General features: G+C 63.1%; 19 protein-coding genes. 13 read left to right on the top strand and 6 right to left on the bottom strand.

Going from position 1 to position 22,434, the window contains the following annotated elements; genetic code table 11:
- Window positions 1-7 precede the first annotated feature (7 nt).
- Together PH551_RS20735 and PH551_RS20730 are read right to left on the bottom strand one after the other, a co-directional pair.
- On the bottom strand, window positions 8-1,840 hold the full coding sequence (locus PH551_RS20735) for a tetratricopeptide repeat protein (RefSeq protein WP_285194731.1): 1,833 nt from the start codon (window positions 1,838-1,840) through the stop codon (window positions 8-10).
- A 127-nt stretch (window positions 1,841-1,967) separates the two neighbouring features.
- Window positions 1,968-2,984 (bottom strand): polyprenyl synthetase family protein, encoded by a 1,017-nt coding sequence (locus PH551_RS20730; protein ID WP_285194730.1) that lies wholly within the window; start codon window positions 2,982-2,984, stop codon window positions 1,968-1,970.
- A gap of 108 nt (window positions 2,985-3,092) precedes the next feature.
- On the opposite strand from PH551_RS20730, the gene PH551_RS20725 reads away from it, so the two are divergent.
- Window positions 3,093-3,320, top strand: coding sequence for a putative signal transducing protein (locus tag PH551_RS20725; protein WP_085777151.1), 228 nt, complete (start codon window positions 3,093-3,095; stop codon window positions 3,318-3,320).
- 7 nt (window positions 3,321-3,327) lie between these two features.
- On the top strand, window positions 3,328-4,125 hold the full coding sequence (locus tag PH551_RS20720) for a tRNA1(Val) (adenine(37)-N6)-methyltransferase (protein ID WP_285194729.1): 798 nt from the start codon (window positions 3,328-3,330) through the stop codon (window positions 4,123-4,125).
- Here the strand turns inward: PH551_RS20720 and PH551_RS20715 are convergent.
- The gene (locus PH551_RS20715; RefSeq protein WP_285194728.1) at window positions 4,115-5,455 is read right to left on the bottom strand and encodes an Nramp family divalent metal transporter; all 1,341 of its coding nucleotides are present in this window, start codon (window positions 5,453-5,455) and stop codon (window positions 4,115-4,117) included. The two genes, PH551_RS20720 and PH551_RS20715, sit on opposite strands and share 11 nt — an antisense overlap.
- A 182-nt stretch (window positions 5,456-5,637) precedes the next feature.
- Here PH551_RS20715 and PH551_RS20710 point away from each other — a divergent pair, with 182 nt between their 5' ends.
- The 10 genes from PH551_RS20710 (at window position 5,638) to PH551_RS20665 (ending at window position 16,702) form a co-directional block, all read left to right on the top strand.
- Entirely contained in the window at window positions 5,638-6,498 is an 861-nt protein-coding gene (locus tag PH551_RS20710) for a S49 family peptidase (protein WP_221138976.1), read from the top strand.
- Window positions 6,499-6,516: 18 nt separating this feature from the next.
- Window positions 6,517-6,708, top strand: a complete 192-nt coding sequence (locus PH551_RS20705; RefSeq protein WP_003584596.1) for a hypothetical protein — start codon at window positions 6,517-6,519, stop codon at window positions 6,706-6,708.
- Between the two features lie 392 nt (window positions 6,709-7,100).
- Complete coding sequence (locus PH551_RS20700; RefSeq protein ID WP_064694016.1) at window positions 7,101-8,057, top strand: glycine--tRNA ligase subunit alpha; 957 nt, start codon at window positions 7,101-7,103, stop codon at window positions 8,055-8,057.
- Window positions 8,054-8,605 carry an AAA family ATPase gene (locus tag PH551_RS20695; RefSeq protein ID WP_285194725.1) on the top strand — a complete coding sequence of 184 codons (552 nt, stop codon included), beginning with the start codon at window positions 8,054-8,056 and terminating at the stop codon, window positions 8,603-8,605. Before PH551_RS20700 ends, PH551_RS20695 begins: the two co-directional genes overlap by 4 nt.
- Before the next feature lie 61 nt (window positions 8,606-8,666).
- Complete coding sequence (locus PH551_RS20690; RefSeq protein WP_285194724.1) at window positions 8,667-9,218, top strand: LemA family protein; 552 nt, start codon at window positions 8,667-8,669, stop codon at window positions 9,216-9,218.
- A 91-nt stretch (window positions 9,219-9,309) separates the two neighbouring features.
- The gene (gene aroA, locus PH551_RS20685) at window positions 9,310-10,572 is read left to right on the top strand and encodes a 3-phosphoshikimate 1-carboxyvinyltransferase (protein WP_285194723.1); all 1,263 of its coding nucleotides are present in this window, start codon (window positions 9,310-9,312) and stop codon (window positions 10,570-10,572) included.
- A gap of 38 nt (window positions 10,573-10,610) precedes the next feature.
- Window positions 10,611-12,545, top strand: coding sequence for a DUF2207 domain-containing protein (locus tag PH551_RS20680; RefSeq protein ID WP_285194722.1), 1,935 nt, complete (start codon window positions 10,611-10,613; stop codon window positions 12,543-12,545).
- Between the two features lie 66 nt (window positions 12,546-12,611).
- The gene (gene purD / locus PH551_RS20675; RefSeq protein WP_285194721.1) at window positions 12,612-13,895 is read left to right on the top strand and encodes a phosphoribosylamine--glycine ligase; all 1,284 of its coding nucleotides are present in this window, start codon (window positions 12,612-12,614) and stop codon (window positions 13,893-13,895) included.
- Window positions 13,896-13,988: 93 nt separating this feature from the next.
- A complete protein-coding gene (locus tag PH551_RS20670) occupies window positions 13,989-14,450 on the top strand; it encodes a plant virulence effector HPE1-like domain-containing protein (RefSeq protein ID WP_285194720.1) in 462 nt (153 codons plus the stop codon).
- A gap of 428 nt (window positions 14,451-14,878) precedes the next feature.
- The gene (locus tag PH551_RS20665) at window positions 14,879-16,702 is read left to right on the top strand and encodes a methyl-accepting chemotaxis protein (protein ID WP_285194718.1); all 1,824 of its coding nucleotides are present in this window, start codon (window positions 14,879-14,881) and stop codon (window positions 16,700-16,702) included.
- 135 nt (window positions 16,703-16,837) lie between these two features.
- Here PH551_RS20665 and PH551_RS20660 read toward each other — a convergent pair whose 3' ends face one another.
- The 3 genes from PH551_RS20660 to glyS all read right to left on the bottom strand — a co-directional run bounded on the left by PH551_RS20660 (window position 16,838) and on the right by glyS (window position 19,810).
- Complete coding sequence (locus PH551_RS20660) at window positions 16,838-17,326, bottom strand: 2-thiouracil desulfurase family protein (RefSeq protein ID WP_285194717.1); 489 nt, start codon at window positions 17,324-17,326, stop codon at window positions 16,838-16,840.
- Between the two features lie 110 nt (window positions 17,327-17,436).
- The gene (locus PH551_RS20655; RefSeq protein WP_183703058.1) at window positions 17,437-17,583 is read right to left on the bottom strand and encodes a hypothetical protein; all 147 of its coding nucleotides are present in this window, start codon (window positions 17,581-17,583) and stop codon (window positions 17,437-17,439) included.
- Window positions 17,584-17,695: 112 nt separating this feature from the next.
- Window positions 17,696-19,810: a glycine--tRNA ligase subunit beta gene (gene glyS / locus PH551_RS20650; protein WP_285194715.1), complete on the bottom strand. Its 2,115-nt coding sequence runs from the start codon at window positions 19,808-19,810 to the stop codon at window positions 17,696-17,698.
- 239 nt (window positions 19,811-20,049) lie between these two features.
- Here glyS and PH551_RS20645 point away from each other — a divergent pair, with 239 nt between their 5' ends.
- Complete coding sequence (locus PH551_RS20645) at window positions 20,050-22,359, top strand: Tex family protein (RefSeq protein WP_285194714.1); 2,310 nt, start codon at window positions 20,050-20,052, stop codon at window positions 22,357-22,359.
- The last annotated feature ends 75 nt before the right edge of the window (window positions 22,360-22,434 follow it).

Here is a 22,434-nt window from a genome sequence, read left to right as displayed (position 1 = left end):
GCGCCCGTCAGGACTTCTTGTCGACCGGCGGCGGCGTGACCGGCGCCGGATCCGGCTGCTTCTTGTCGGCCGCCTTGGCATCGTCGCTAGCGGGCAGGCCGTTTGCGATCTTTTCCTTGATCTTCGGAATTTCGGCCGCTTCAGGCTCGGAGGCGAGCGCCCGGTTCCACTGGTAGACTGCTTCGAGCTTGCGCCCGACCCGCCAGTAGGCATCGCCGAGATGGTCGTTGATCGTCGCGTCGCCGGCCTTGATCTGCGCAGCCCGCTCCAGCTCGTCGACGGCGTCGTCGAAGCGGTTAAGGCGGAAATAGGCCCAGCCGAGCGAATCGATGATGTAGCCGTCGTCAGGGCGAAGATCGACAGCCTTCTTGATCATGGCGAGGCCTTCGTCGAGATTCCGGTTCATGTCGATCCAGGAATAGCCGAGATAGTTCAGCACCTGCGGCTGGTCGGGGTTGAGCTCCAGGGCTTTTCGGAAATTCGGTTCGGCCTGGTCCCACTTCTTCAGCCGCTCATAGGCAATGCCGCGCTGGAAGAAGACGCTCCAGTTGGCGCGGCCGGGGATTGGGCCGATCACTTCGACCGCCTTGTCGTAATTGGCGGCCATCGCCTCGTAGTCCTTGGCGTCGGAGAGCACGCTGCCATAGGCGAGGTAGCTGCGGATATCCTTCGGATCGGAGGCGATCAGCGCCTGCAGGTGCTTGCGCGCCTCGTCGACCTTGCCGCCCTGGGCAAGGGCGAGGCCGAGTTGAAGCTCGGAGATGCGCCGCATCGGCGAATCTTCCGGCACCTTCTTATAGAGGGAGATGGCGCGGTCCATCTGGTTCTGCTTTTCGGCGATGCCGCCGAGCAGCACCAGTGTATCGGCGCTGTTGGGATCGAGCGCCTTCGCGGTCTGCAGGTAGAGAGAGACGATATCCTCGGCGCCATCGCGGTTCAGAGCACCGCCGACGGAGAAGAGCACGCCGGCGGCGCCTTCTTCGGCCGTCTTGACCTGCTGCTCCTGCTTCTCGCCCTTCTCGATGCTGTCGCGCAGCGCATTCAGCGGCGCGTAGTTCGGCAGCAGGTTATCGCCGACGGAAACCGCATCGAGCGCCTTCTGCTTGTTGCCCTGCGCCGCCTCCAGGCGGGCAAGCGCCATCACCGCGCGCATGAAGGTGTCGGGCGCCGTCGCCCCGCCTTCCTTGTCGAGCACGGCGTCGTTGAGATGCTGGCGGGCCGACTTCACATCGCCGGTAACGACGGCGATCGCGCCGGCATTGTAGTTCTGAAAGATGCGGAACCAGTCCGGCCCCTTCATCTTCTCGACCATGGCGAGCGCTTCCTTGCCGCGGCCGGCGCCGACGCGGGCCCAGGCGAGCAGCAGGTCGTTCATCATCCGGTCGAGATCGTTCGGACCCTTATATTTCAGGATCGACTCGGCTGTCTTGTAGTCGTCGCGGCGCACGGCATCCATGGCGCGCACGATCGTGGTGATACGCTCGACCGAAGGATCGCTCTTCAGATCATTGGCGTATTTGACGCCTTCCTTGATGTCGCCGTTGAGCAGCAGCGAGATCATCAGCCGCTGACGGATCTCGGGATTGCCGGGCTCGATCTGCAGCGCCTTCTTGTAGAGCGCGATCGCGGTCTCGTAATCGTGATCGACATCGGCTGTGCGCGCGGCGAGGAAGGCGCCTGAGAACGTGGTGACGTTATCGGCATCGAAGAAGCTCTCGGCTTTGCCGGCATCGCCCGCCTTGGCCGCATCTTCGGCACTCACGCCGGCAACGCCGCCAAGCGAAAGGACAGCCGCCAGCGCTGCGCTCGTAAGAAGACGGATGGCAATTCTCTGCCGCATTAGAAAACCTTTCTTCGAGAGCGTCCGGCCGCTGCCGGTCGCAAATCAGTCGTCATCACTGAGTCATAACAGGATGGCTTTTTTGGAGCGGCGCTGCAAGAAAATCAGCCTCGATCGCGGCGTTCGATCAATTGACGCGCTCGATGCAGAAGTCGATCACTTCCATCAGAGCGGATTTCCATACCGTATCGGGTAGCGGCGCCAGCGCGTCCCGCGCGATCGTGCCATAATGGACCGCCCGGCCGATCGTGTCGCTCAGCGTGCCGTATTTGGTGATCAGCCCGAGCGCTTTTTCCAGGTTGGCGTCGCTGCTGTTGCCGGCCTCGATCGCATCGCGCCAGAAGGCGCGCTCTTCCGTCGTGCCGCGGCGATAGGCGAGGATGACGGGCAGCGTGATCTTGCCTTCGCGGAAATCGTCACCGACATTCTTGCCGAGATCGGCGGCCTTGCCGCCATAGTCGAGCGCGTCGTCGACGAGCTGAAAGGCGAGGCCGAGGTTCATCCCGTAGGATTTCAGCGCATTGCGGCCAGAGCGGCCGGCATCGGCAACGATCGGCCCGACTTCGGCGGCAGCCGCAAAGAGAGCCGCCGTCTTGGCGCGGATGACGGAGAGATAATCGTCCTCCGTCGTCTCCATGTTCTTGGCGACGGAAAGCTGCAGCACTTCACCTTCGGCAATCACGCAGGCCGCGGACGACAGGACGTCGAGCGCATCGAGCGAGCCGACATCGACCATCATGCGGAAGGCCTGGCCGAGCAGGAAGTCGCCGACTAGTACGCTTGCCTGGTTGCCCCAGATCATCCGCGCCGTCGATTTGCCGCGACGCAGGTCGCTTTCGTCGACGACGTCGTCATGCAGCAGCGTCGCTGTATGCATGAATTCGACCGAGGTGGCGAGCTTGATGTGGTTTTCGCCGCGATAGTCGAACAGCGAGGCGGCCGCCAGCGTCAGCATCGGCCGCAGCCGCTTGCCGCCTGATGAGATCAGATGGTTCGCCACTTCGGGGATCATCTGCACGTCGGAGCCGGCCTTGGACAGAATGAGCTGGTTCACCCGCTCCATGTCAGCCCGGGTGAGATCGACCAACGGCTTGATGGATGCCAGTTTGTTTTTGCTTTCTTCAAGCGGTATGACCACGCCCAACGACCCGGACTCCTGTTCACTCATTGCATCTGACAATAGAAAGGGGCGATGGACGCGGCAAGGGGTGAATTGTCGCGTTAGCCGAAATTGGAAGGAAAAAGACGGCAAATGCATGAACTTATCCGCGCTAACGATCCCGTTCTGCTCTCCTTCGCCGAGAGCCTGATGAAGGATGCCGGAATTCACTGCTTCATCGCCGATCAGGGCATGAGCGTGCTGGAAGGCTCGCTCGGCATGCTGCCGCGCCGCCTGCTGGTGGATGAGGACATGGCCGACCGGGCCCGCCGCATTCTGATCGATGCCGGCCTCGGCGGCGAGCTGCGCGACAGGACGTGAGCGGACGATGACCGGCGGACCGGCTGAAACCATCGATGCCTTCCATCGCGGCGCCTTTCATCTGGTGCAGCCGAAGGGCAGGGGTCATCGCGCCGGCATGGATGCGATGCTGCTGGCCGCCCTCGTCGCCGACGATCGCGCGGTCAGGGTGGCCGATCTCGGCGCCGGCGCCGGTGCCGCCGGCCTTGCCGTCGCCTCGCGCCTTCCTAAGGCGCAAGTCGTGCTCTTCGAACGCTCTGCCGAGATGGCCGATTATGCCCGCCGCAGCATCCTGTTGCCGGAAAACGCCCATCTCGCCGCCCGCCTCAGTGTCGTCGAGGCCGATGTAACGCTGACCGCCAAGGCGCGCAACGATGCGGGCCTTGCCGATGAAAGCTTCCATCACGTGATCATGAACCCGCCCTTCAACGATGCCGGCGACCGGCGCACGCCCGATGCGCTGAAGGCCGAAGCCCATGCGATGACCGACGGCCTGTTCGAAAGCTGGATCCGCACGGCCGGCGCCATCATGATCCCGGGCGGGCAATTGTCGCTGATCGCCAGACCCCAGTCGATCGCCGAGATCATCGATGCCTGCGGCCGCCGCTTCGGGGGCATCGAGGTGACGGCCATCCATCCGCGCCCCGGGGAAAATGCCGTCCGCATCCTGGTGACCGCCATCAAGGGCTCACGGGCGCGGCTGTCGCTGCGCGCGGCCCTCGTCATGCACGAAGAGGGAAGCCACAAATTCTCCCCTCTGGTCGACGATTTCAACAATGGCCGGGCGGCCTATTCCAGGCTTCGATCGTCAAACGCTAGCCGGTGACGAAGTCGAAGAGCAGCTTGACGTTCAGCCCAGCGATCACGACCGCAATCACATAGGCGATGCCGCTCAGCCAGCGCGGCGCCACGAGTTCGCCCATCTTGGCCCGGCTGGCGGTGAACATCACCAGCGGGAAGACGGCGAAGGAAAGCTGCAGGCTGAGCACGACCTGCGTGAGGATCAGCAGTTCAGCCGTGCCCTGGTTGCCGTACCAGATGGTGACGACCGCCGCCGGCACGATGGCGATAGCGCGGGTGATCAGCCGGCGCACCCAGGGTTTCAGCCGGATCTTGAGGAAGCCTTCCATGACGATCTGGCCGGCAAGCGTCGCCGTCACCGTCGAGTTGAGGCCGCAGCAGAGAAGCGCGATGCCGAAGAGCGTCGGGGCGATGGCGAGGCCAAGCAGCGGCGACAGCAGCGCATAGGCGTTGCCGAGCTCGACGACATCGGTCTTGCCATTGGCATTGAAGGCGGCGGCTGCAAGGATCAGGATCGAGGCATTGATCAACAGCGCGAAACAGAGCGCGACGGTGGAGTCGATCGTCGCATAGTTCAGCGCCTCCTTCTTCTCGGGGATCGTGTGACCATAGGCCCGCGTCTGCACGATGCCGGAGTGCAGATAGAGATTGTGCGGCATGACGGTCGCACCGAGGATGCCGAGCGCCAGATAGAGCATTTCCGGGTTGGTGACGATCTCGGTCGTCGGGAAGAAGCCGGTGATGACGGCGCCCCATTGCGGATCGGCAAGGAAGATCTGCACGCCGAAGCAGAGCGCGATTACCCCAAGCAAGGCGATGATGAAGGCTTCCACCCAGCGGAAGCCGAGCCTCTGCAGGAAGAGGATCAGAAAGACGTCGAGCGCGGTAATCAGAACGCCGAGCTCAAGCGGAATGCCGAACAGCAGATTGAGACCGATTGCCGTGCCGATCACCTCGGCAATGTCGGTAGCGATGATGGCGATTTCCGCAAAGGCCCAGAGCGGCACCGAAACCCATTTGGGAAAGGCGTCGCGGCAGGCCTGCGCGAGGTCGCGGCCGGAGGCGATCGCCAGCCGCGCGCAGAGTGATTGCAGCACGATTGCCATCAGGTTGGAAAGCAGTGCGACGGTGAGCAGTGCATAGCCGAATTTCGAACCGCCGGCGAGCGAGGTCGCCCAGTTGCCCGGGTCCATGTAGCCGACTGCGACCATGTAGCCCGGCCCGGCAAAGGCTGCCGCCCGTCGCCACACCGAGCTGTGACGTCCGGTTCCGACGGTTCGGTAGACATCCGACAGCGACGCCTCGCCGCGTTCGTGCCGCCAGCCGCTATTTGCATTGGGATTGAGGGCGTCCATGCCATTTCCACCTGTTTATCGTCGGTGCACTATGACCGATTAGAATGATAATGCAAGTCATTCGCAACAAGAAAATCAATCCGGTGTTTTTCAGGAACGCGGCCATTGCGTTTGTCGTTCCAGCGCATACATGGATGCGATTGCGAAATGACGATCGTACGACCCGAAGCGAAGGATGGGAAATGGCCGGATTCTTGAGAAAGCTGCTGCCGAAACGGTTCCGCAAGGAGGGCCTCACCATCCCCGTCGTCAGGCTGCAGGGCGCGATCATCAGCGGCGGCGGTCAGTTCCGCCCCACCCTCAATCTCGCCAATGTCGCCCCCGTCCTGGAAAAGGCCTTCGCCATGAAGGAGGCGCCGGCCGTTGCCATAACAATCAATTCGCCGGGCGGCTCGCCGGTCCAGTCCCGACTGATCTTCACCCGCATCCGCGAGCTCGCCCGCGAAAAGCAGAAGAAGGTGCTGGTCTTCGTCGAGGATGTCGCCGCTTCCGGCGGTTACATGATCGCGCTTGCCGGCGACGAGATCATCGCCGACGCCACCTCGATCGTCGGGTCGATCGGCGTCGTCTCCGGCGGTTTCGGCTTTCCCGAACTCCTGAAGAAGATCGGCGTCGAGCGCCGCGTCTATACGGCCGGCGAAAACAAGGTGATCCTCGATCCGTTCCAGCCGGAAAAGGAAAAGGATATCGAGTACCTCAAGAGCCTGCAGCTCGAAATCCACCAGGTCTTCATCGCAATGGTGCGCGAGCGCCGCGCCGGCAAGCTGACAGATGATGCGACGGTGTTTTCCGGCTTGTTCTGGAGCGGCACCCGCGGCCTCGAGCTTGGCCTCATCGATGGCCTCGGCGACATGCGCCAGGAATTGAAGCGGCGCTACGGCCAGAAGACCCGGCTGGAACTCGTCACCGCCGGCCGCGGCCTCTTCGGCCGCCGCATTCCCGGCGTATCGCCTGTTACACTCGAAGGCGCGGGGGCGGGTCTCGCAACAGGACTTGTCGAAGCGGCGGAAGAGAGAGCATTGTGGAGCCGCTTCGGGCTTTGAGAGGAGCAAGAGAGGGGCATGGCACAGCTTATCACGATCCTGGTCCTGGTGTTCTCAGCCTGGTGGCTCTACCGCCGCTTCGTCTCCGATGCCCGCAAGCTCGCCGAAAAATCGCGCCGCGCCGAAAAGGAACGCCAGACCGGCGCGATCGGCACGCTGGTCAAGGACCCCGTGACCGGGGAATATCGGCTGAAGCGGGATGAGGAATAGATACAGCCTTGGATTTGCCTCATCCGGCTGCGGGTCCGCCGCGCAAACGTAGGTGGGCTGGGCACCCCCCTCTGTCCTGCCGGACATCTCCCCCACAAGGAGGGAGATCGGCTGGGCGTGACGGCTTCCCCAAGCAACTGGGCATTGTGATTGTCGCAGCCGTTAGAGAGGGAGCGATGGTCAAGCCTCTTGCCAATCTCCACCCTTGTGGGGGGGAGATGTCCGGCAGGACAGAGGGGGTGCCTAGCCCGCCATCGCTGGATTGAGGGTAGGCGCAGTTAGGTTCCGCTTCCACATCGACGTTCGACCCCGACCGCTGCAAAACCCTTGACCCCTGCCGCCCTCCATGGCACCTGTCGCGCCGATAATTCCCAAGCCAGCGGTGCCATCCCATGTCAGCTCTCCCAGACCATATGAACCCGAAGCGCTCCTTTCAGGCGCTGATCCTGACCCTGCATAGCTACTGGGCGGACAAGGGTTGCGCGGTGCTGCAGCCCTACGACATGGAGGTCGGCGCCGGCACCTTCCACCCGGCAACGACCTTGCGCGCCCTCGGCCCCAAGCCGTGGAAAGCGGCTTACGTCCAGCCCTCCCGGCGCCCGTCGGATGGCCGCTATGGCGAAAACCCGAACCGGCTGCAGCATTATTACCAGTATCAGGTCATCCTGAAGCCGAATCCGCCCAATCTGCAGGAGCTCTATCTCGGTTCGCTCGCGGCGATCGGCCTCGATCCGCTGCTGCACGACATCCGTTTCGTCGAGGACGATTGGGAAAGCCCGACGCTCGGCGCCTGGGGCCTCGGCTGGGAATGCTGGTGCGACGGCATGGAAGTCTCGCAATTCACCTATTTCCAGCAGGTCTGCGGCATCGAATGCGCGCCGGTCGCGGGCGAACTGACCTACGGTCTCGAGCGCCTCGCCATGTATGTCCAGGGCGTCGACAATGTCTACGACCTCAATTTCAACGGCCGCGAAGGCGACGAGAAGATCAGCTATGGCGACGTCTTCCTGCAGGCCGAGCAGGAATATTCGCGTCACAATTTCGAATTCGCCAATACCGAAATGCTGCATCGCCATTTCGTCGATGCCGAGAAGGAATGCCGGGCGCTGCTCGATGCCGGCGCGCCGGGCCAAAGCGACAATCAGCGCCTGCACAAATGCGTCTTCCCGGCCTATGACCAGTGCATCAAGGCCAGCCACGTCTTCAACTTGCTCGACGCACGCGGCGTCATCTCGGTCACTGAGCGCCAGAGCTACATCCTGCGGGTGCGCACGCTCGCCAAGGCCTGCGGCGAAGCCTTCCTGCTGACCGACGCCGGCGGCGTCAACCTGTCGAAAGAGGCGGCATGACGCAAAAGCCTGCCGGCCGTATCGTCCATATCAACGGCTGGCCAGGCACCGGGAAGCTGACCATCGGTCGCTTGCTGGCGAGAAGGCTCGGCGCGCGGCTCATCGACAATCACATGCTGCTTAATCCAGCCGAAGCGCTTTTCGCCCGCAGCAACCCTCTGCATCTATCTCTGCGTGAGCAGATTCGGCGAGCTTTTTTCGACCATGCCGTGCGCGCTGATCCGGCTGAAAGTTTCGTCTTTACCGATGCTCTTGCCGATGACGAGCATGATAGTGCGATGTTCTCCTGGTATCGCGATCTGGCTGCCGCCAGAGGCGCGGATCTGGTCGCGATTCTCCTCGATTGCGCGCCGGAGGAGAATGCCAGGCGCCTCATCTCTCCCGGCCGATCCGAGGCGCTCAAGCTGACCGATACGGCGAGGCTGCAACAGCTCCGGGCAAACTACAAACTGTTGCGCGGACTGGCTGAACGCACAGTTGAAATTGATACGACGGACCTTTCGCCCGAGCAGACGGCGGCTCGAATTCTCACGCATATCGGCGTTTGACGACAGCCGGGTATCCTGCGTAGTCTTTGTACAAACATTACTTCGTTGCAGGGGATTCGCGATGTATATTGCGCTTGGCGTCATCGTTCTGGTCGCACTCTATGTCGTCTTCATCTACAACGGCCTAGTTCGCTCTCGGCAGATGGCGGAGGAAGCCTGGTCGGGCATCGATGTGCAGTTGAAGCGCCGCGCCGATCTGATTCCGAACCTGATCGAGACAGTCAAGGGTTATGCCGCCCATGAAAAGTCGACGCTCGAGGAGGTGGTTGCGCTGCGCAACAAGGCGCAGGCCGTGCCATCGGGCGATGTCGCCGGCAGGGCGCAGGCGGAAGGGCTGCTCGGCCAGGCGCTCGGCCGGGTGATCGCGCTCGCCGAAGCCTATCCCGATCTCAAGGCCAACCAGAATTTCGCCGAGCTGCAGGCGTCGCTTGAAACCATGGAAGGTGAGCTGCAGATGGCGCGGCGTTATTACAACGGCGCGGCCCGCGACCTGAACGTCAAGGTCGAAAGCTTCCCCTCCAATCTTGTTGCCGGCCAGTTCGGTTTTACCAAGCGCGAGTATTTCGAAATCACCAACGAGGCCGATCGCGCCGTCCCCAGCGTCAAATTCTGACGATCCGCCATTTTGCCTTTGCGAGAAAGCGGTTAAGAGCAAGTGCAGACGGCGACGCGATTTAGCCTCGCTCATGGACGGAAGACATAGCATGACACGCAAAGCCAAACTCACGATCATCCCGCCGGGCCGGCCGCTTTCGGGCCGCGCGATGCCACCGGGTTCGAAGTCGATCACCAATCGCGCCCTGCTGCTCGCCGGTCTTGCCAAGGGCACGAGCCGGCTGACCGGTGCGCTGAAGAGCGACGATACCCGCTATATGGCCGATGCGCTGCGCGCCATGGGCGTTGTGATCGACGAGCCCGACGACACGACCTTCGTCGTCACCGGTAGCGGCAGGCTCATGCCGCCGAAGGCGCCGCTCTTCCTCGGCAATGCTGGCACGGCCACACGCTTCCTGACGGCGGCTGCGGCTCTGGTCGACGGCACCGTCATCGTCGACGGCGATGAGCACATGCGCAAGCGCCCGATTGGCCCGCTAGTTCAAGCGATGCGCACGCTAGGCATCGACGTCACAGCTGAGACCGGCTGCCCGCCGATCACCGTCAGAGGCACCGGCCGCTTTGAGGCCGATCGAATCCTGATCGATGGTGGGCTGTCCAGCCAATATGTTTCGGCGCTGCTGATGATGGCGGCCGGCGGCGACCGGCCCGTGGACATCGAACTCGTCGGGGAGGATATCGGCGCGCTCGGATATATCGATCTCACCACCGCGGCGATGAAGGCCTTCGGCGCCGATGTCGAAAAGACCAGCCCCGTCACCTGGCGCGTAGAGCCGACCGGCTATCGCGCCGCCGATTTCGTCATCGAGCCGGATGCATCCGCCGCGACCTATCTCTGGGCGGCCGAAGTGCTGAGCGATGGCAAGATCGATCTTGGCGTGCCGAACGATGCCTTCACCCAGCCGGATGCCAAGGCCTACGAGACGATCGCCAAATTTCCGCATCTGCCGGCTGAAATCGACGGCTCGCAGATGCAGGACGCCGTTCCGACCATCGCCGTGCTGGCCGCCTTCAACGAGACGCCGGTCCGCTTCGTCGGCATCGCCAATCTGCGCGTCAAGGAATGCGACCGCATCCGCGCCCTGTCCACCGGGCTCAACAATATCCGCGAAGGTCTGGCCGTCGAGGAGGGGGACGATCTGATCGTCCACTCCGATCCTGCTCTCGCCGGTCAGACGTTGCCGGCCGAGATCGACACCTTTGCCGACCACCGCATCGCGATGAGCTTCGCACTTGCGGGCCTCAAGATCGACGGCATCACCATTCTCGACCCCGATTGCGTCGGCAAGACCTTCCCCGCCTATTGGCGGGCGCTTGCCGCGCTTGGCGTGACCTATCGGGATAAGGATTGAAGCAAGGCGCAGCCGGGGCAGCCGGCGGGGAGACAGGGATGGGGCGTCGGTTTTTCGGATTTTGCTTGGCGCTGCTCCTGATGGTCGCCGCCCCGGCGGCCTTTGCAGCCGAGGTGATCGACAGTTTCGCCTCCGAGATCGCGCTCGAAAAGAGCGGCGTGATGACGGTGACGGAAACCATCATCGTCAATGCCGAGGGTAACCGGATCAACCACGGCATCTTCCGGGATTTCCCGCTCTATTTCACCGACGCCGGCGGCCGTCGCCGCAGCGTCGATTTCGACATGGTCTCGGTCACGCGCGATGGCGCGAACGAGCCCTGGCACACGGAATCGATATCCGGCGGTATCCGCATTTATGCCGGCTCCGCCGAGGTGACGGTGACGCCGGGCCGTCATCGCTACGTCTTCACCTACCGGACCAACCGACAGATCCGCTACTTCGACGATCACGACGAACTCTACTGGAACGTCACCGGCAATGGCTGGATCTTTCCGATCCGGTCAGTCACCGCAACCGTGAACCTGCCGCCTGATGTCAGCGCGACCGAGACGACCTTCTTTACCGGCCCGCAGGGCGCCAGGGGAAAGGATGCCCGCGCCAGCGAAAGCGGCGCCGGCATCGTCTTTTCCACCACCGCGCCTCTTGGCCCCAAAGAAGGCCTGACCTTTGCGATCCGCATGCCGAAGGGCTCGATCGATCCGCCGGGCGCGGACATGGAAAGCACCTGGTGGCTGAAGGACAACCGCAATTATTTCATCGGCTTCGGCGGCCTGATCCTCGTTTTTGCCTACTACCTCAGATCCTGGCTGAAGGTCGGCCGCGATCCCGCCCGAGGCGTCGTCGTGCCGCGCTGGGATGCGCCGGACGGCATCTCGCCGGCGCTGGTCAACTATATCGACAATAAGGGCTTCTCCGGCGGCGGCTGGACGGCGCTTGCCGCAACCGCGCTCAATCTTGCGGTGCGCGGCTATGTCAAGCTCGACGACCTCAAGGATTCGATCATCATCCGCGGCACCGGCAAGCCGCTCGGCAGGGAGAAATTCCAGGCCGGCGAGACAGAGCTGCTGAAGGCCGCCGGCGGCGAAGGCCGGACGCTGACGATCGACGAGGCGAATGGTGAGCGGGTGAAAACGATCGGCCAGTCCTTCCGTTCGGCGATCGAGAGGGAGCATCGCGGCAAATATTATAATTCCAACATCGGCTACACCACCGGCGGCGTTGCGCTGAGCGCCGCCGCCCTGGTGGCGTTGTTCGTCTTCGGATCGCTGGAGCCGGATACGATCGCGCTGATGCTGATCCCGATTGGCATCTCCGTCTTTATTGCCGTCTTCATCGCCGGTTTGGTCAAGTCGCTGCACCAGGGCAGATCGCTGTTCGCCAAGGTCATGGCCGTCGTCGCCGCAGCGGTCGGCGTTTTTGTCGGCATCGGCATTATTTCCATTATCGTCCTGACGCTTGCCTCGTCGCTGGTGGAATTGCACGAGACGCCGATGCTCTTTGCCGTCGGCGGCATCTTGCTGCTCAATGTCCTCTATTTCTTCATCATGGGCGCGCCGACCCCACTCGGCGCCAGGATGATGGACGGCATTGACGGCCTGCGGCAATATCTGACGCTGGCCGAGAAGGATCGCATGAATATGGCCGGCGCCCCACAAATGTCGCCGCAGCATTTCGAGACGCTGCTGCCCTATGCGGTGGCGCTCGGCGTCGAAAAGCCCTGGTCGCGCGCCTTCGAGACCTGGCTTGCGGCGGCTGCCGCCGGCGCGGCCGCAGCCTATGTGCCCTCCTGGTATTCCGGCGATTTCAACAGCGGCAGCTTCTCCGATCGCGTTGGCGGCTTCTCCTCGTCGATGGCCTCCACCATCGCGTCGACGATACCCTCGCCGCCGCCATCGAGTTCATCCTCCGGTTTTTCCGGCGGCGGCTCCTCCGGCGGCGGTGGAGGCGGCGGCGGAGGCGGGGGCTGGTAAGCTTTCCCGCTTGACCTTTCGGCCCTCGGCCCTTAACCGCCTGACGGAACAGGAAAGGGATCGCGCATGAAGGTTCTGTTGATCGGATCGGGCGGACGCGAGCACGCGCTCGCCTGGAAGCTGGCGCAATCGCCGTTGATGAGCGAATTCTACGCCGCCCCCGGCAATCCCGGCATTGGCGAACACGCCGTCCTCGCGCCCTTGAATGTCGAGGATCACGAAGCGGTCGCCTCTTTCTGCAAGGACAGGGCGATCGATTTCGTCGTCGTCGGACCCGAGGCGCCGCTCGTCGCCGGCCTCTCAGACCGGCTGCGCGCTGACGGTCTGGCAGTCTTCGGGCCCTCCGCCGGTGCCGCCCAGCTCGAGGGCTCCAAGGGCTTCACCAAGGATATCTGCGCCCGCTACGGCATCCCCACCGGCGCTTACCAGCGCTTCAACAACGCGCCGAAAGCCAAAGCCTATATTCGCGCCCAGGGCGCTCCGATCGTCGTCAAGGCCGACGGGCTGGCCGCCGGCAAGGGCGTGACTGTTGCGATGACGCTCGACGAAGCGCTCGATGCCGTCGACGACTGCTTCGAGGGCGCTTTTGGCGCCGCTGGCGCCGAAGTTGTCGTCGAAGCCTATCTCGATGGCGAGGAAGCGAGCTTCTTCTGTCTCTGCGATGGAAAACATGCGCTGCCGCTGGCGACCGCCCAGGATCACAAGCGGGTGGGCGAGGGCGATACCGGCGTCAATACCGGCGGCATGGGCGCCTATTCGCCGGCGCCTGTGATGACGGCCGAGATGGTCGAGCGCACCATGAAGGAGATCATCGAGCCGACGATTCGCGGCATGGCCGAGAGCGGTCATCCCTTCTCCGGCGTGTTTTTCGCCGGACTGATGATCACGAAGAAGGGGCCGGAGCTCATCGAATACAATGTCCGCTTCGGCGATCCGGAATGTCAGGTGCTGATGATGCGGCTGAAGAGCGATCTGCTGCCGCTGCTGCTTGCCACCGCCAATGGTACGCTCGATCAGGTGAGCGCCGAATGGAGCGACGATCCGGCGCTGGCGGTGGTCATGGCCTCGAAGGGCTATCCCGGCGCCTATGAGAAAAACACACCGATCCAGTCGCTGCCCGAGGCAGGCGAGGGCGAGAAGGTGTTTCATGCCGGCACGGGCATGAAGGACGGCGTGCTGGTCGCAACCGGCGGCCGCGTGCTGAACGTCACGGCATCGGGCGGCACGGTTGCCGAGGCGAAGGGCCGCGCCTATGCCCTGCTGGATAGGGTTCGGTGGGAAAACGGCTTCTGCCGGCGCGACATCGGCTGGCGCGCGATCGAGCGCGAAAAAGCCTCGAACGACGCATAAATCGTGGCGTTCCTTAAATTTCTATCCTTTCCCCTGACGGGATGGAAACGAAGCTGCGCTATACCGCTGTCGTAGTGAGACGGAGGTGCGTTGATGCGTCAGATTTTCCTCGGTGCGGCAGTCCTGCTGATGGCAGGCTCGGCGATGGCCTCCTCGATCGAGGTGATCGGCAAAACGGCAGGGCGTGCCGAAGGCAGCATCGTCACTGAACGCTGCACTGCTTGCCCGCCGCTACAGGCCGAGCAAAGCCGCAAGGACTATACGGTGCCGGAACTGAAACCCGGCGTTCTCCAGGCGAGCGAAGTTCGCGACGTCGGCGGCGAAACGAAGATCTTCCGCACCGAAGCCTGGATGGGCGGTTCGCCCGTCGTCTTCGTCAGCAAGGCAACGCCGGAAGCCTTGGCTGCCGCCGAACCTTCGATCTCGCCCGCGCCAGGCATCGACATGAACGCAACGACTGCAGCCGTCATTGGCGGCGATGCCCGGCCGGTTGCCGCCGGCATGGTTGAGCAGCCGCCGGCTCCCGATGTTTCCGAATTCAAGCTGCGTTTCTAAAAAACCACGGCATCAGAGGGCTGTGTGCCCTTAAGCCAATTTGAGCCGCTGCGACAGTTCCCTGCCCCTGCCCGATCAAGGTTTCGATCGCTCGGGGTTCCACTGCGGTGGAGCGGATGCACCCTCGAAGAGAAGCGGGGGTGCATTCCTGCTTTGAGGCCCCCGCAGATCCCCAGAGCGAAAACGAGAGATATTCGACTATGAGGGGAAACTCACCGCTTGTCTTAGTAACTCAGCCCCCTGATTTTTAGGGAAATTCGCGTCAGTTCGAATAAAATTAAAGCTTTCTTATTGAGTCACCTTCAATTCTTATCCGCCGGTCGCAGCATGTTGTTTAGCAGCGGTAGACGCGTCCTTCTCAGATGCGCTCGCACAGGCGGTAGAAGACCGCACCGGAATGTATTCGCTCATTCCCTTTGCGAGGAATCATGAAAAATCTAAAAATATCGAAGCAGCTCATATTGCTGATCGTCGGCTTGATGGCGGCCTTTGCGATTGCCACGTCCCTGCAGATCCGCTCCTCGGTCGATGCGATTTACAAGGAGCGTTACGACATGCTCCGTGCCGAGGTTCAGTCGGCGATCTCGGTTCTCAAGCTTTACCAGGCCAAGGTCACCGCAGGCGAAATGACGCTGGAGGATGCCCAGAAGCAGGCTTACGCCACCGTCAACGGCATGAAATACGATCCTGACGGCTATTTCTTCGGCTATAGCTACGATGTTCAGATGATGTTTCACTACGATGCCTCGAAAGTCGGACAGAACCTGAAGGGGCAGCCGGACAGCAAGGGCAAGCTCTATCGTGAGGAGCTGGTCAAGCTCGGTCAGCAGGGTGGCGGTCTCGTTGAATTTTATTCCACCAGCAAGCCGGGCCAGCCGGCCGGCGATTATCGCAAGACGGCCTATGGCCAGGCCTTCGCCCCCTGGAAGGTCGTCGTTGTCACCGGCGTCTATATGGATGATCTCGATGCCCAGATTAACAGCACGATCCTGACCGCGCTCTCCGGCAGCATCGTCCTCTTCGTCCTTGCCATGGCGGCTGCCTACGTCGTCATTCGCGGCATTTCTGGCCCTCTCAACAATGTCCATGCCGCCCTGAAGGCGGTCTCCGAAGAGGACGTTTCCATCGCCATCCCGCATACCGGCATGAACAATGAGGTCGGCATGATGGCGAAGGCGACGCTGTCGCTGCAGGAAAAGATCCGCGAACGCCATCAGATGTCCGATCGCGAGGCGGCCCAGCAGCTGGCGCTGGAAAGCGAGCGCGAAAACAACCTGCGCCAGCAGCAGGACGAGGCGGCACTCCAGGCCCGCGTGGTGACGACGATCGGCCAGGCGCTGGAGCTGATAGCTCGCGGCGACCTTACGGTCCGCTGCGCCGATCTTGGCCAGAAATACGCCGCCCTTCGCGACAACTTCAATGATGCACTGTCGCATCTCGAGGCCGCCATGGCCAAGGTCAGCGCCAAGGGCAGTGATATCGGCACCAGCAAGGAAGAGATCCGCCGCGCCTCCAACGAGTTGTCGCAGCGCACCGAACGCCAGGCCGCAAGCCTGGAGGAAACATCCGCCGCCCTCGATGAACTCACCGTCGCCGTCCGCCAGACGGCCGATGGCGCCCATGAGGCGAGCAAGCGCGTGCATGCCGTCAGTGCCGAGACCACCCACAGCGATGCGATCGTCAGCCAGGCGATCGAGGCGATGAGCGGCATCGAGAAATCGTCTTCGGAGATATCAAAGATCATTGGCGTCATCGACGAGATCGCCTTCCAGACCAACCTCCTGGCTTTGAATGCCGGCGTCGAGGCTGCCCGGGCCGGCGAATCCGGCAAGGGTTTTGCCGTCGTCGCCCAGGAAGTGCGCGAACTTGCCCAGCGCTCCGCCGCCGCGGCAAAGGAGATCAAGGACCAGATCGCCCGCTCCTCCAGCCAGGTCGAACACGGCGTCCGTCTGGTCGGCGAGGCAGGCGAGGCGCTGAAGCGCATCTCCGACCAGATCAAGGCTGCCAACGAGATCGTCGCCAAGATCGCCCACAGCGCCTCCGAGCAGGACACGACGCTGCGCTCGATCTCCTCGTCGGTGAACCAGCTCGACGCCGCCACCCAGCAGAACGCCGCCATGGCCGAAGAGACCACTGCATCGGCCGAGACGCTCGCCAGCGACACCGACGAATTGATCGATCTCATCCGCGGCTTCCGGGTCGGCAATGCCGGCGCTGCTCCCGTTGCACATCAGGGTCGCCGCGCGGCCTAACGCAATTCCAGGAAAAGCGTGAAGCGGTTTTCCGTCAGGATTGCGTAAAAACATAAGTGGCGCGGCGACAAACAGGATTTTCAGCACCAAATTCTTAGCGGCCGTCGGTTTTCCGGCGGCCGTGCCGTTTGGGGCTTATTGTGCCAGACGATCGACCAATTGCTCGATTTCCCGATCGGAGAACACGTCGACACCGGCCGCTTTCAGAGCCGCCGCCGTCACGCCATTGCCAGCCTGCCGGCGCCCGGAAAATGTGCCGTCATAGATGAACCCAGACCCGCAGGATGGGCTGCCGTCGATGAGCAGCGCAAAGCGGCAACCGGTCTGGCGTGCGAGCGCCACGGCATTTCCGGCCGCCTTCTGGAACTCTTCCGTCACATCGCCGCCCGTCAGCTCTATAACCCGAGCCGTGCCGGCCAGAACCTCTTCGCCGGTCGCTCCATCCGCGATCTCCGCCGGCGGCCGCGGCACCGGCATGCCCGCCGACATCTCCGGACAGATCGTCACCAGCCGCCCTTCGGCCCGCCATCTCTCGATCGCCGGGTGAAGCAACGGCTTCGCCCGCCCGTCATAACGGACGGCGTGCCCCACGAGGCAGGCGCTGACGAGAATCTTGTTTTGCATGGCTGCTTGAGTAACCGCATTGGGGCGGTGATGCTAGGGTTGGATCATCGATGTATGGTGACCGACCAAAACAAACCGCACAAGCAGAGTGCTTGGCATGGATGCTCGGGTCAAGGCAGGTCAAGGCCGAGCATGACGGAGAGATGGGCGGCACTGTTGGCAAGAAAGGACGTCTGCATCTTTCCCATGAAAAGCTGGCTGCGCTCTAGGAAACTGAATTCGAAGTCGCTGATCGTATTGCGTCTGCGGCGCCGCATTTGGCGCAGTGCTCACTCCCCACTCCGTCATCCTCGGGCTTGACCCGAGGATCCATGCGGCAAGCACAGCGTTCGCGTTAGCACTGGCGAGAGCACCCAGCTCAAAATCCGCTCACCCCGAAATCTTCGAGAAATCCGCCACCGTTCCCGTCGTCTCGCGGATCAACCGCAGCAGGGCAAGACGGTTGGCGCGGATCGCGGCGTCCTCGTCGTTGACGAGCACATCTTCGAAGAAGCGGTCGACCGGGCCGCGCAGCTTGGAAAGCGCCTCCATCGCCGAGCGGAAATCCTCCGCGGCAACGGCGTTCGCCGCATCCTTCGAGGCACTCGTTATGGCGGCGAACAGCTCCTTTTCGGCATCGAGCCTGAAGAGCGCCGGCGAAACGCCGTCGGCGATGACGGTGCCCTTCTTCTCCTCGGCGGCGAGCAGCTGCGTGGCGCGCTTGGTGCCGGCAAGCAGGTTCTCGCCGTCCTCCGAGGTGATGAAAGCTGTCAGCGCTTCGACGCGGCGCGCCACCATCAACAGGTCGTCGGCTTCAGGCGTCAGCACGGCATCGATCAGATCGTGCCGGGCGCCCTGATCGCGCAGATAGACTTTGAGACGATCATGAAAGAAGGAGAGCAGATCACCATCCTTGGTCGTCGCCAACAGCGGCAGGCGGATCCGTCGCTCGAGCAGAATGCGGACGACGCCGAGGGCTGCTCGCCGCAGGGCGAAGGGATCCTTCGAGCCCGTCGGCTTCTCGTCGATCGCCCAGAAGCCGGTCAGCGTGTCGAGTTTGTCGGCAAGCGCCAGCGTAACCGCCACCTTGTCCTCCGGCACGCGGTCCGAGGGGCCTTGCGGCTTGTAATGGTCCTCGATCGCCGCGGCGACGGAGGCGTTCTCGCCCTGCAGCACCGCATATTTGCGGCCCATCAAGCCCTGCAGTTCCGGAAACTCGCCGACGGCTTCGGTGCGCAGATCCGCCTTGGCGAGCACGGCGGCACGATCGACGAGGGTCTGGTCGGCGCCGGTGATCGCCGCCAGTTCCCTTGCCAGCGCCCGGATGCGGGCGACGCGGGCGCCCTGCGTGCCGAGCTTCGCATGAAAGGTCACGTCGAGCGCGTCGAGCTTGGCCATGCGCTGGTCGAGCGGCTTGCTCAGGTCGAGACCGAACTTTGCCGCAGATGCTTTCAGCGTTTCGAGATCGGGCATATCGCCTTGGTCGCGCTTCCAGAAATGCAGGGCATCCGAAAGCCGGGCGCGCACGACCTTGCCGTTGCCGTGAACGATTTCCTTGCCGCCGTCGCTCGCCTGGATGTTGGAGACGAGAACGAACCTGTTCGACAGCGTCTCTTCACCCTGCCTGCGGGTTACGAAACACTTCTGGTTGGTCTTGATCGTCAGGCGGATGATCTCCGAGGGAATGGAGAGATAATCCTCCTCGAAGGAACCCATCAGCACCTGCGGCCATTCGACGAGGCCGGAAACTTCCTCCAGCAGGCCTTCGTCTTCCACCAGTTCGAGCCCGTTGGCAAAAGCGATGTCGCGCGCGTCATGCAGGATGATGTCCTTGCGCCGCTCGGCGTCGAGGATGACTTTCGCCTTTTCCAGGCTCGCCACGTAATCGTCGAAACGCCGGACGGTGATTCCCTCGGGCGCGTGGAAGCGATGGCCGTAGGTGATGTTGGAGGCGGTAATGCCGTCGATCTCGAAGGGGATGACGACGGTTTCTTCATGCTCCGGGCCAAAGGTGCAGACGATCGACTGCAGCGGCCGCACCCAGCGCATTGCGCCGGGCTTGGAGGAAGCCTTGCCCCAGCGCATGGATTTCGGCCAGGGGAAATTGCGGATGATGCCGGGCATCACTTCGGCAACGATCTCTTCCGTCGCGCGGCCGGGTTTGGAAATCACCGCGACGTAGAAATCGCCCTTCTTCGGGTCGCTCACCACCTGGGCCTCGGAGACGGACGAAAGGCCGGCGCCGCGAAGAAAGCCCTCGATCGCCTTCTCGTTGGCGTCGGTCCGCGGCCCCTTGCGCTCCTCGCGCACATCGGCCGAGCGCGCCGTCAGGCCGTGAATGTCGAGCGCCAGCCGTCGTGGCGTCCAGTATTCGCGCGCGCCTTCATAGGACAGGCCGGCTTCGACGAGCGCATCGGTGACGAGCTTCTTCAGGTCGCCGGCAGCCTTGCGCTGCATGCGGGCCGGAATCTCTTCGGAGCGAAGTTCGAGAAGAAGGTTTGGCATGTCACTCTTTTCCTTGCGCCCGCGGGCAGGGCGATCCAAAAACGTTGCTTCTGCTATCAAAGAATGCCGCATCTGCACAACCGCAAAAACGGAAGAGAGCAATGGGGTAGTGGGCAACGGTTGGCGTTGTGCCGTGTAGCCCCAACCCGTCAACTTCCGCTGTGGAAACCCCAGTCGGGCATTGCCTTGCCGCTTTTCGCCGCTATGGTCCCGCAACTTTCGTCGACATAGGGAATCCCATGGCCGCAGACCTCCGTTTTCTCGCAGCCCGCATCTCCTCCGAAATCAATGCCCGGCCCGACCAGGCCAAGGCCGCCATCGAGCTGCTCGACGAGGGGGCCACCGTGCCCTTTATCGCCCGCTACCGCAAAGAAGTGACGGGCGGGCTCGATGACACGCAGCTGCGCGATCTCGCCGAGCGGCTGGTGTACCTGCGCGAGCTCGAGGCCCGGCGCGACACGATCGTCGAATCGATCACCGGCCAGGGCAAGATGACTGAGGAGCTGATGGCCAAGGTCGCGGGTGCCGCAACCAAGGCGGAGCTCGAGGATCTCTATCTGCCCTATAAGCCGAAGCGGCGTACCCGCGCCGAAATCGCCCGGGAACGCGGCCTCGGCCCGCTTGCCGAGGCGATCCTTGCCGATCGCGGGCGGGAGCCAGCGGTGCTCGCTGAAGGCTTCGTCACGGCTGATGTGCCCGACGTCAAGACGGCGCTCGAAGGCGCTCGCGACATCATTGCCGAAGCCATTGCCGAAAATGCCGACCTGCTCGGCAAGTTGCGCGCCCATATGCGCCAGGCTTCGCTGCTGAAAGCCAAGGTCGTCGACGGCAAGCAGGCGGCGGGCGAGAAGTTTTCCGACTATTTCGATCACTCGGAACGCTGGGCGACCGCGCCCGGCCACCGGGCGCTTGCCATGCTGCGCGGGTGGAACGAGGAGGTGCTGACGCTGACCATCGAGGCCGATGCCGAGACCGCCTCGCCGAATAAGCCGGTCGAACGGATGATCGCCGCTGCCTACGAGATCGGCACGAGTCGCCCCGGCGACCGCTGGCTGATGGAGGTCGCCAGCTGGACCTGGCGGGTGAAGCTTTCCATGTCGCTGTCGCTCGACCTGATGCGCGAGCTGCGCGAAAGGGCCGAAGAGGAAGCGATTCACGTCTTCGCCCGCAATCTCAAGGACCTGCTCCTGGCCGCACCCGCCGGCTCGCGCGCGACGATGGGCCTGGATCCCGGCATCCGCACCGGCGTCAAGGTCGCCGTCGTCGACGGCACCGGCAAGGTGGTGGCGACCTCGACCGTCTATCCCTTCCAGCCGCGCAACGACGTGCGCGGCGCCCATATCGAACTCGCCTCGCTGATCCGCAAGCACAATGTCGAGCTGATCTCGATCGGCAACGGCACCGGCAGCCGCGAAACGGAAAAGCTGGTGGCCGACATGCTGGCCGATCTGCCGGCCCCGAAGCCGACCAAGGTCATCGTCTCGGAAGCCGGCGCCTCGGTCTATTCCGCCTCAGCGACCGGCGCGGCGGAGTTTCCCGATCTCGACGTATCGCTGCGCGGCGCCGTCTCCATCGCCCGCCGCCTGCAGGATCCGCTCGCCGAGCTCGTAAAGATCGAGCCGAAATCGATCGGCGTCGGTCAGTATCAGCACGATGTCGATCAGCAGAAGCTGTCGCGTTCGCTCGATGCCGTGGTCGAAGACGCGGTGAACGCCGTCGGCGTCGATCTGAACACCGCCTCGGCGCCATTGCTTGCCCGTGTCTCCGGCCTCGGCCCGTCGATCGCCGAGGCCATTGTCCGCCACCGCGACAGCGAGGGCCGCTTCGAGACGCGGCGCGATCTGCTGAAGGTCGCACGCCTCGGCGGCCGCACCTTCGAACAATGCGCCGGCTTCCTGCGTATCCCGAACGGCAAGGAGCCGCTCGACGCCTCCTCGGTGCATCCCGAGGCCTACGGCGTCGCCAAGAAGATCGTCGCCGCCTGCGGCCGCGACCTGCGGACGCTGATGGGCGACAGCGCCGTCTTGAAATCGATCGATCCGCGTCAGTTCATCGACGAGAAATTCGGCCTGCCGACGGTGAAAGATATTATCGCCGAGCTGGAAAAGCCCGGTCGCGACCCGCGTCCCAGCTTCAAGACCGCGACCTTTGCAGAGGGCGTCCACGAGATTTCCGACCTGACGCCCGGCATGGTGCTCGAAGGCACGGTCACCAATGTCGCGGCGTTCGGCGCCTTCGTCGATATCGGCGTGCACCAGGATGGCCTGGTGCACGTGTCGCAGCTCGCCGATCGCTTCGTCAAGGACCCGCATGAGGTGGTCAAGGCGGGCGATGTCGTGAAGGTGCGGGTGGTGGAAGTCGATGCCAAGCGCAAGCGCATCGGCCTTTCGATGCGCCGCGACGATGGTTCTTCTGCGTCTCAGCCGCGGGGTGATTCCCGCACAAGTCAGGGCGCCCGGCCGCAGAACGAGCGCCGGCCTGCAGCTCAGAAAGCCGAGAGCCAGGGTGCTTTCGGCGCTGCACTCGCGGAAGCCATGAAGCGAAAATAAGGATTTAGCCAGGATTCTGGCAAAAATGCCACAGTTTGGCAGCGTTCTGCGCTGACTGCTAAATCCGGCGCTTGT

Origin of the sequence: Rhizobium atlanticum, from assembly GCF_030182485.1 — a bacterium.
Classification (GTDB): Bacteria; Pseudomonadota; Alphaproteobacteria; order Rhizobiales; family Rhizobiaceae; genus Rhizobium.
Note: the sequence above shows the minus strand (reverse complement) of the source record. Positions and strands in the feature narration are given on the sequence as shown.

What these genes read in the sequence shown, in the direction of transcription:
- PH551_RS20695 (WP_285194725.1), top strand. Translation starts at nt 8,054, where the DNA reads ATGACGCAAAAGCCTGCCGGCCGTATCGTCCATATCAACGGCTGGCCA.
- PH551_RS20670 (WP_285194720.1), top strand. Translation starts at nt 13,989, where the DNA reads ATGCGTCAGATTTTCCTCGGTGCGGCAGTCCTGCTGATGGCAGGCTCG.
- purD (WP_285194721.1), top strand. Translation starts at nt 12,612, where the DNA reads ATGAAGGTTCTGTTGATCGGATCGGGCGGACGCGAGCACGCGCTCGCC.
- PH551_RS20715 (WP_285194728.1), bottom strand. Translation starts at nt 5,455, where the DNA reads ATGGACGCCCTCAATCCCAATGCAAATAGCGGCTGGCGGCACGAACGC.
- PH551_RS20660 (WP_285194717.1), bottom strand. Translation starts at nt 17,326, where the DNA reads ATGCAAAACAAGATTCTCGTCAGCGCCTGCCTCGTGGGGCACGCCGTC.
- PH551_RS20705 (WP_003584596.1), top strand. Translation starts at nt 6,517, where the DNA reads ATGGCACAGCTTATCACGATCCTGGTCCTGGTGTTCTCAGCCTGGTGG.
- PH551_RS20725 (WP_085777151.1), top strand. Translation starts at nt 3,093, where the DNA reads ATGCATGAACTTATCCGCGCTAACGATCCCGTTCTGCTCTCCTTCGCC.
- PH551_RS20735 (WP_285194731.1), bottom strand. Translation starts at nt 1,840, where the DNA reads ATGCGGCAGAGAATTGCCATCCGTCTTCTTACGAGCGCAGCGCTGGCG.
- aroA (WP_285194723.1), top strand. Translation starts at nt 9,310, where the DNA reads ATGACACGCAAAGCCAAACTCACGATCATCCCGCCGGGCCGGCCGCTT.
- PH551_RS20645 (WP_285194714.1), top strand. Translation starts at nt 20,050, where the DNA reads ATGGCCGCAGACCTCCGTTTTCTCGCAGCCCGCATCTCCTCCGAAATC.
- PH551_RS20700 (WP_064694016.1), top strand. Translation starts at nt 7,101, where the DNA reads ATGTCAGCTCTCCCAGACCATATGAACCCGAAGCGCTCCTTTCAGGCG.
- glyS (WP_285194715.1), bottom strand. Translation starts at nt 19,810, where the DNA reads ATGCCAAACCTTCTTCTCGAACTTCGCTCCGAAGAGATTCCGGCCCGC.
- PH551_RS20680 (WP_285194722.1), top strand. Translation starts at nt 10,611, where the DNA reads ATGGGGCGTCGGTTTTTCGGATTTTGCTTGGCGCTGCTCCTGATGGTC.
- PH551_RS20710 (WP_221138976.1), top strand. Translation starts at nt 5,638, where the DNA reads ATGGCCGGATTCTTGAGAAAGCTGCTGCCGAAACGGTTCCGCAAGGAG.
- PH551_RS20655 (WP_183703058.1), bottom strand. Translation starts at nt 17,583, where the DNA reads ATGCGGCGCCGCAGACGCAATACGATCAGCGACTTCGAATTCAGTTTC.
- PH551_RS20720 (WP_285194729.1), top strand. Translation starts at nt 3,328, where the DNA reads ATGACCGGCGGACCGGCTGAAACCATCGATGCCTTCCATCGCGGCGCC.
- PH551_RS20665 (WP_285194718.1), top strand. Translation starts at nt 14,879, where the DNA reads ATGAAAAATCTAAAAATATCGAAGCAGCTCATATTGCTGATCGTCGGC.
- PH551_RS20690 (WP_285194724.1), top strand. Translation starts at nt 8,667, where the DNA reads ATGTATATTGCGCTTGGCGTCATCGTTCTGGTCGCACTCTATGTCGTC.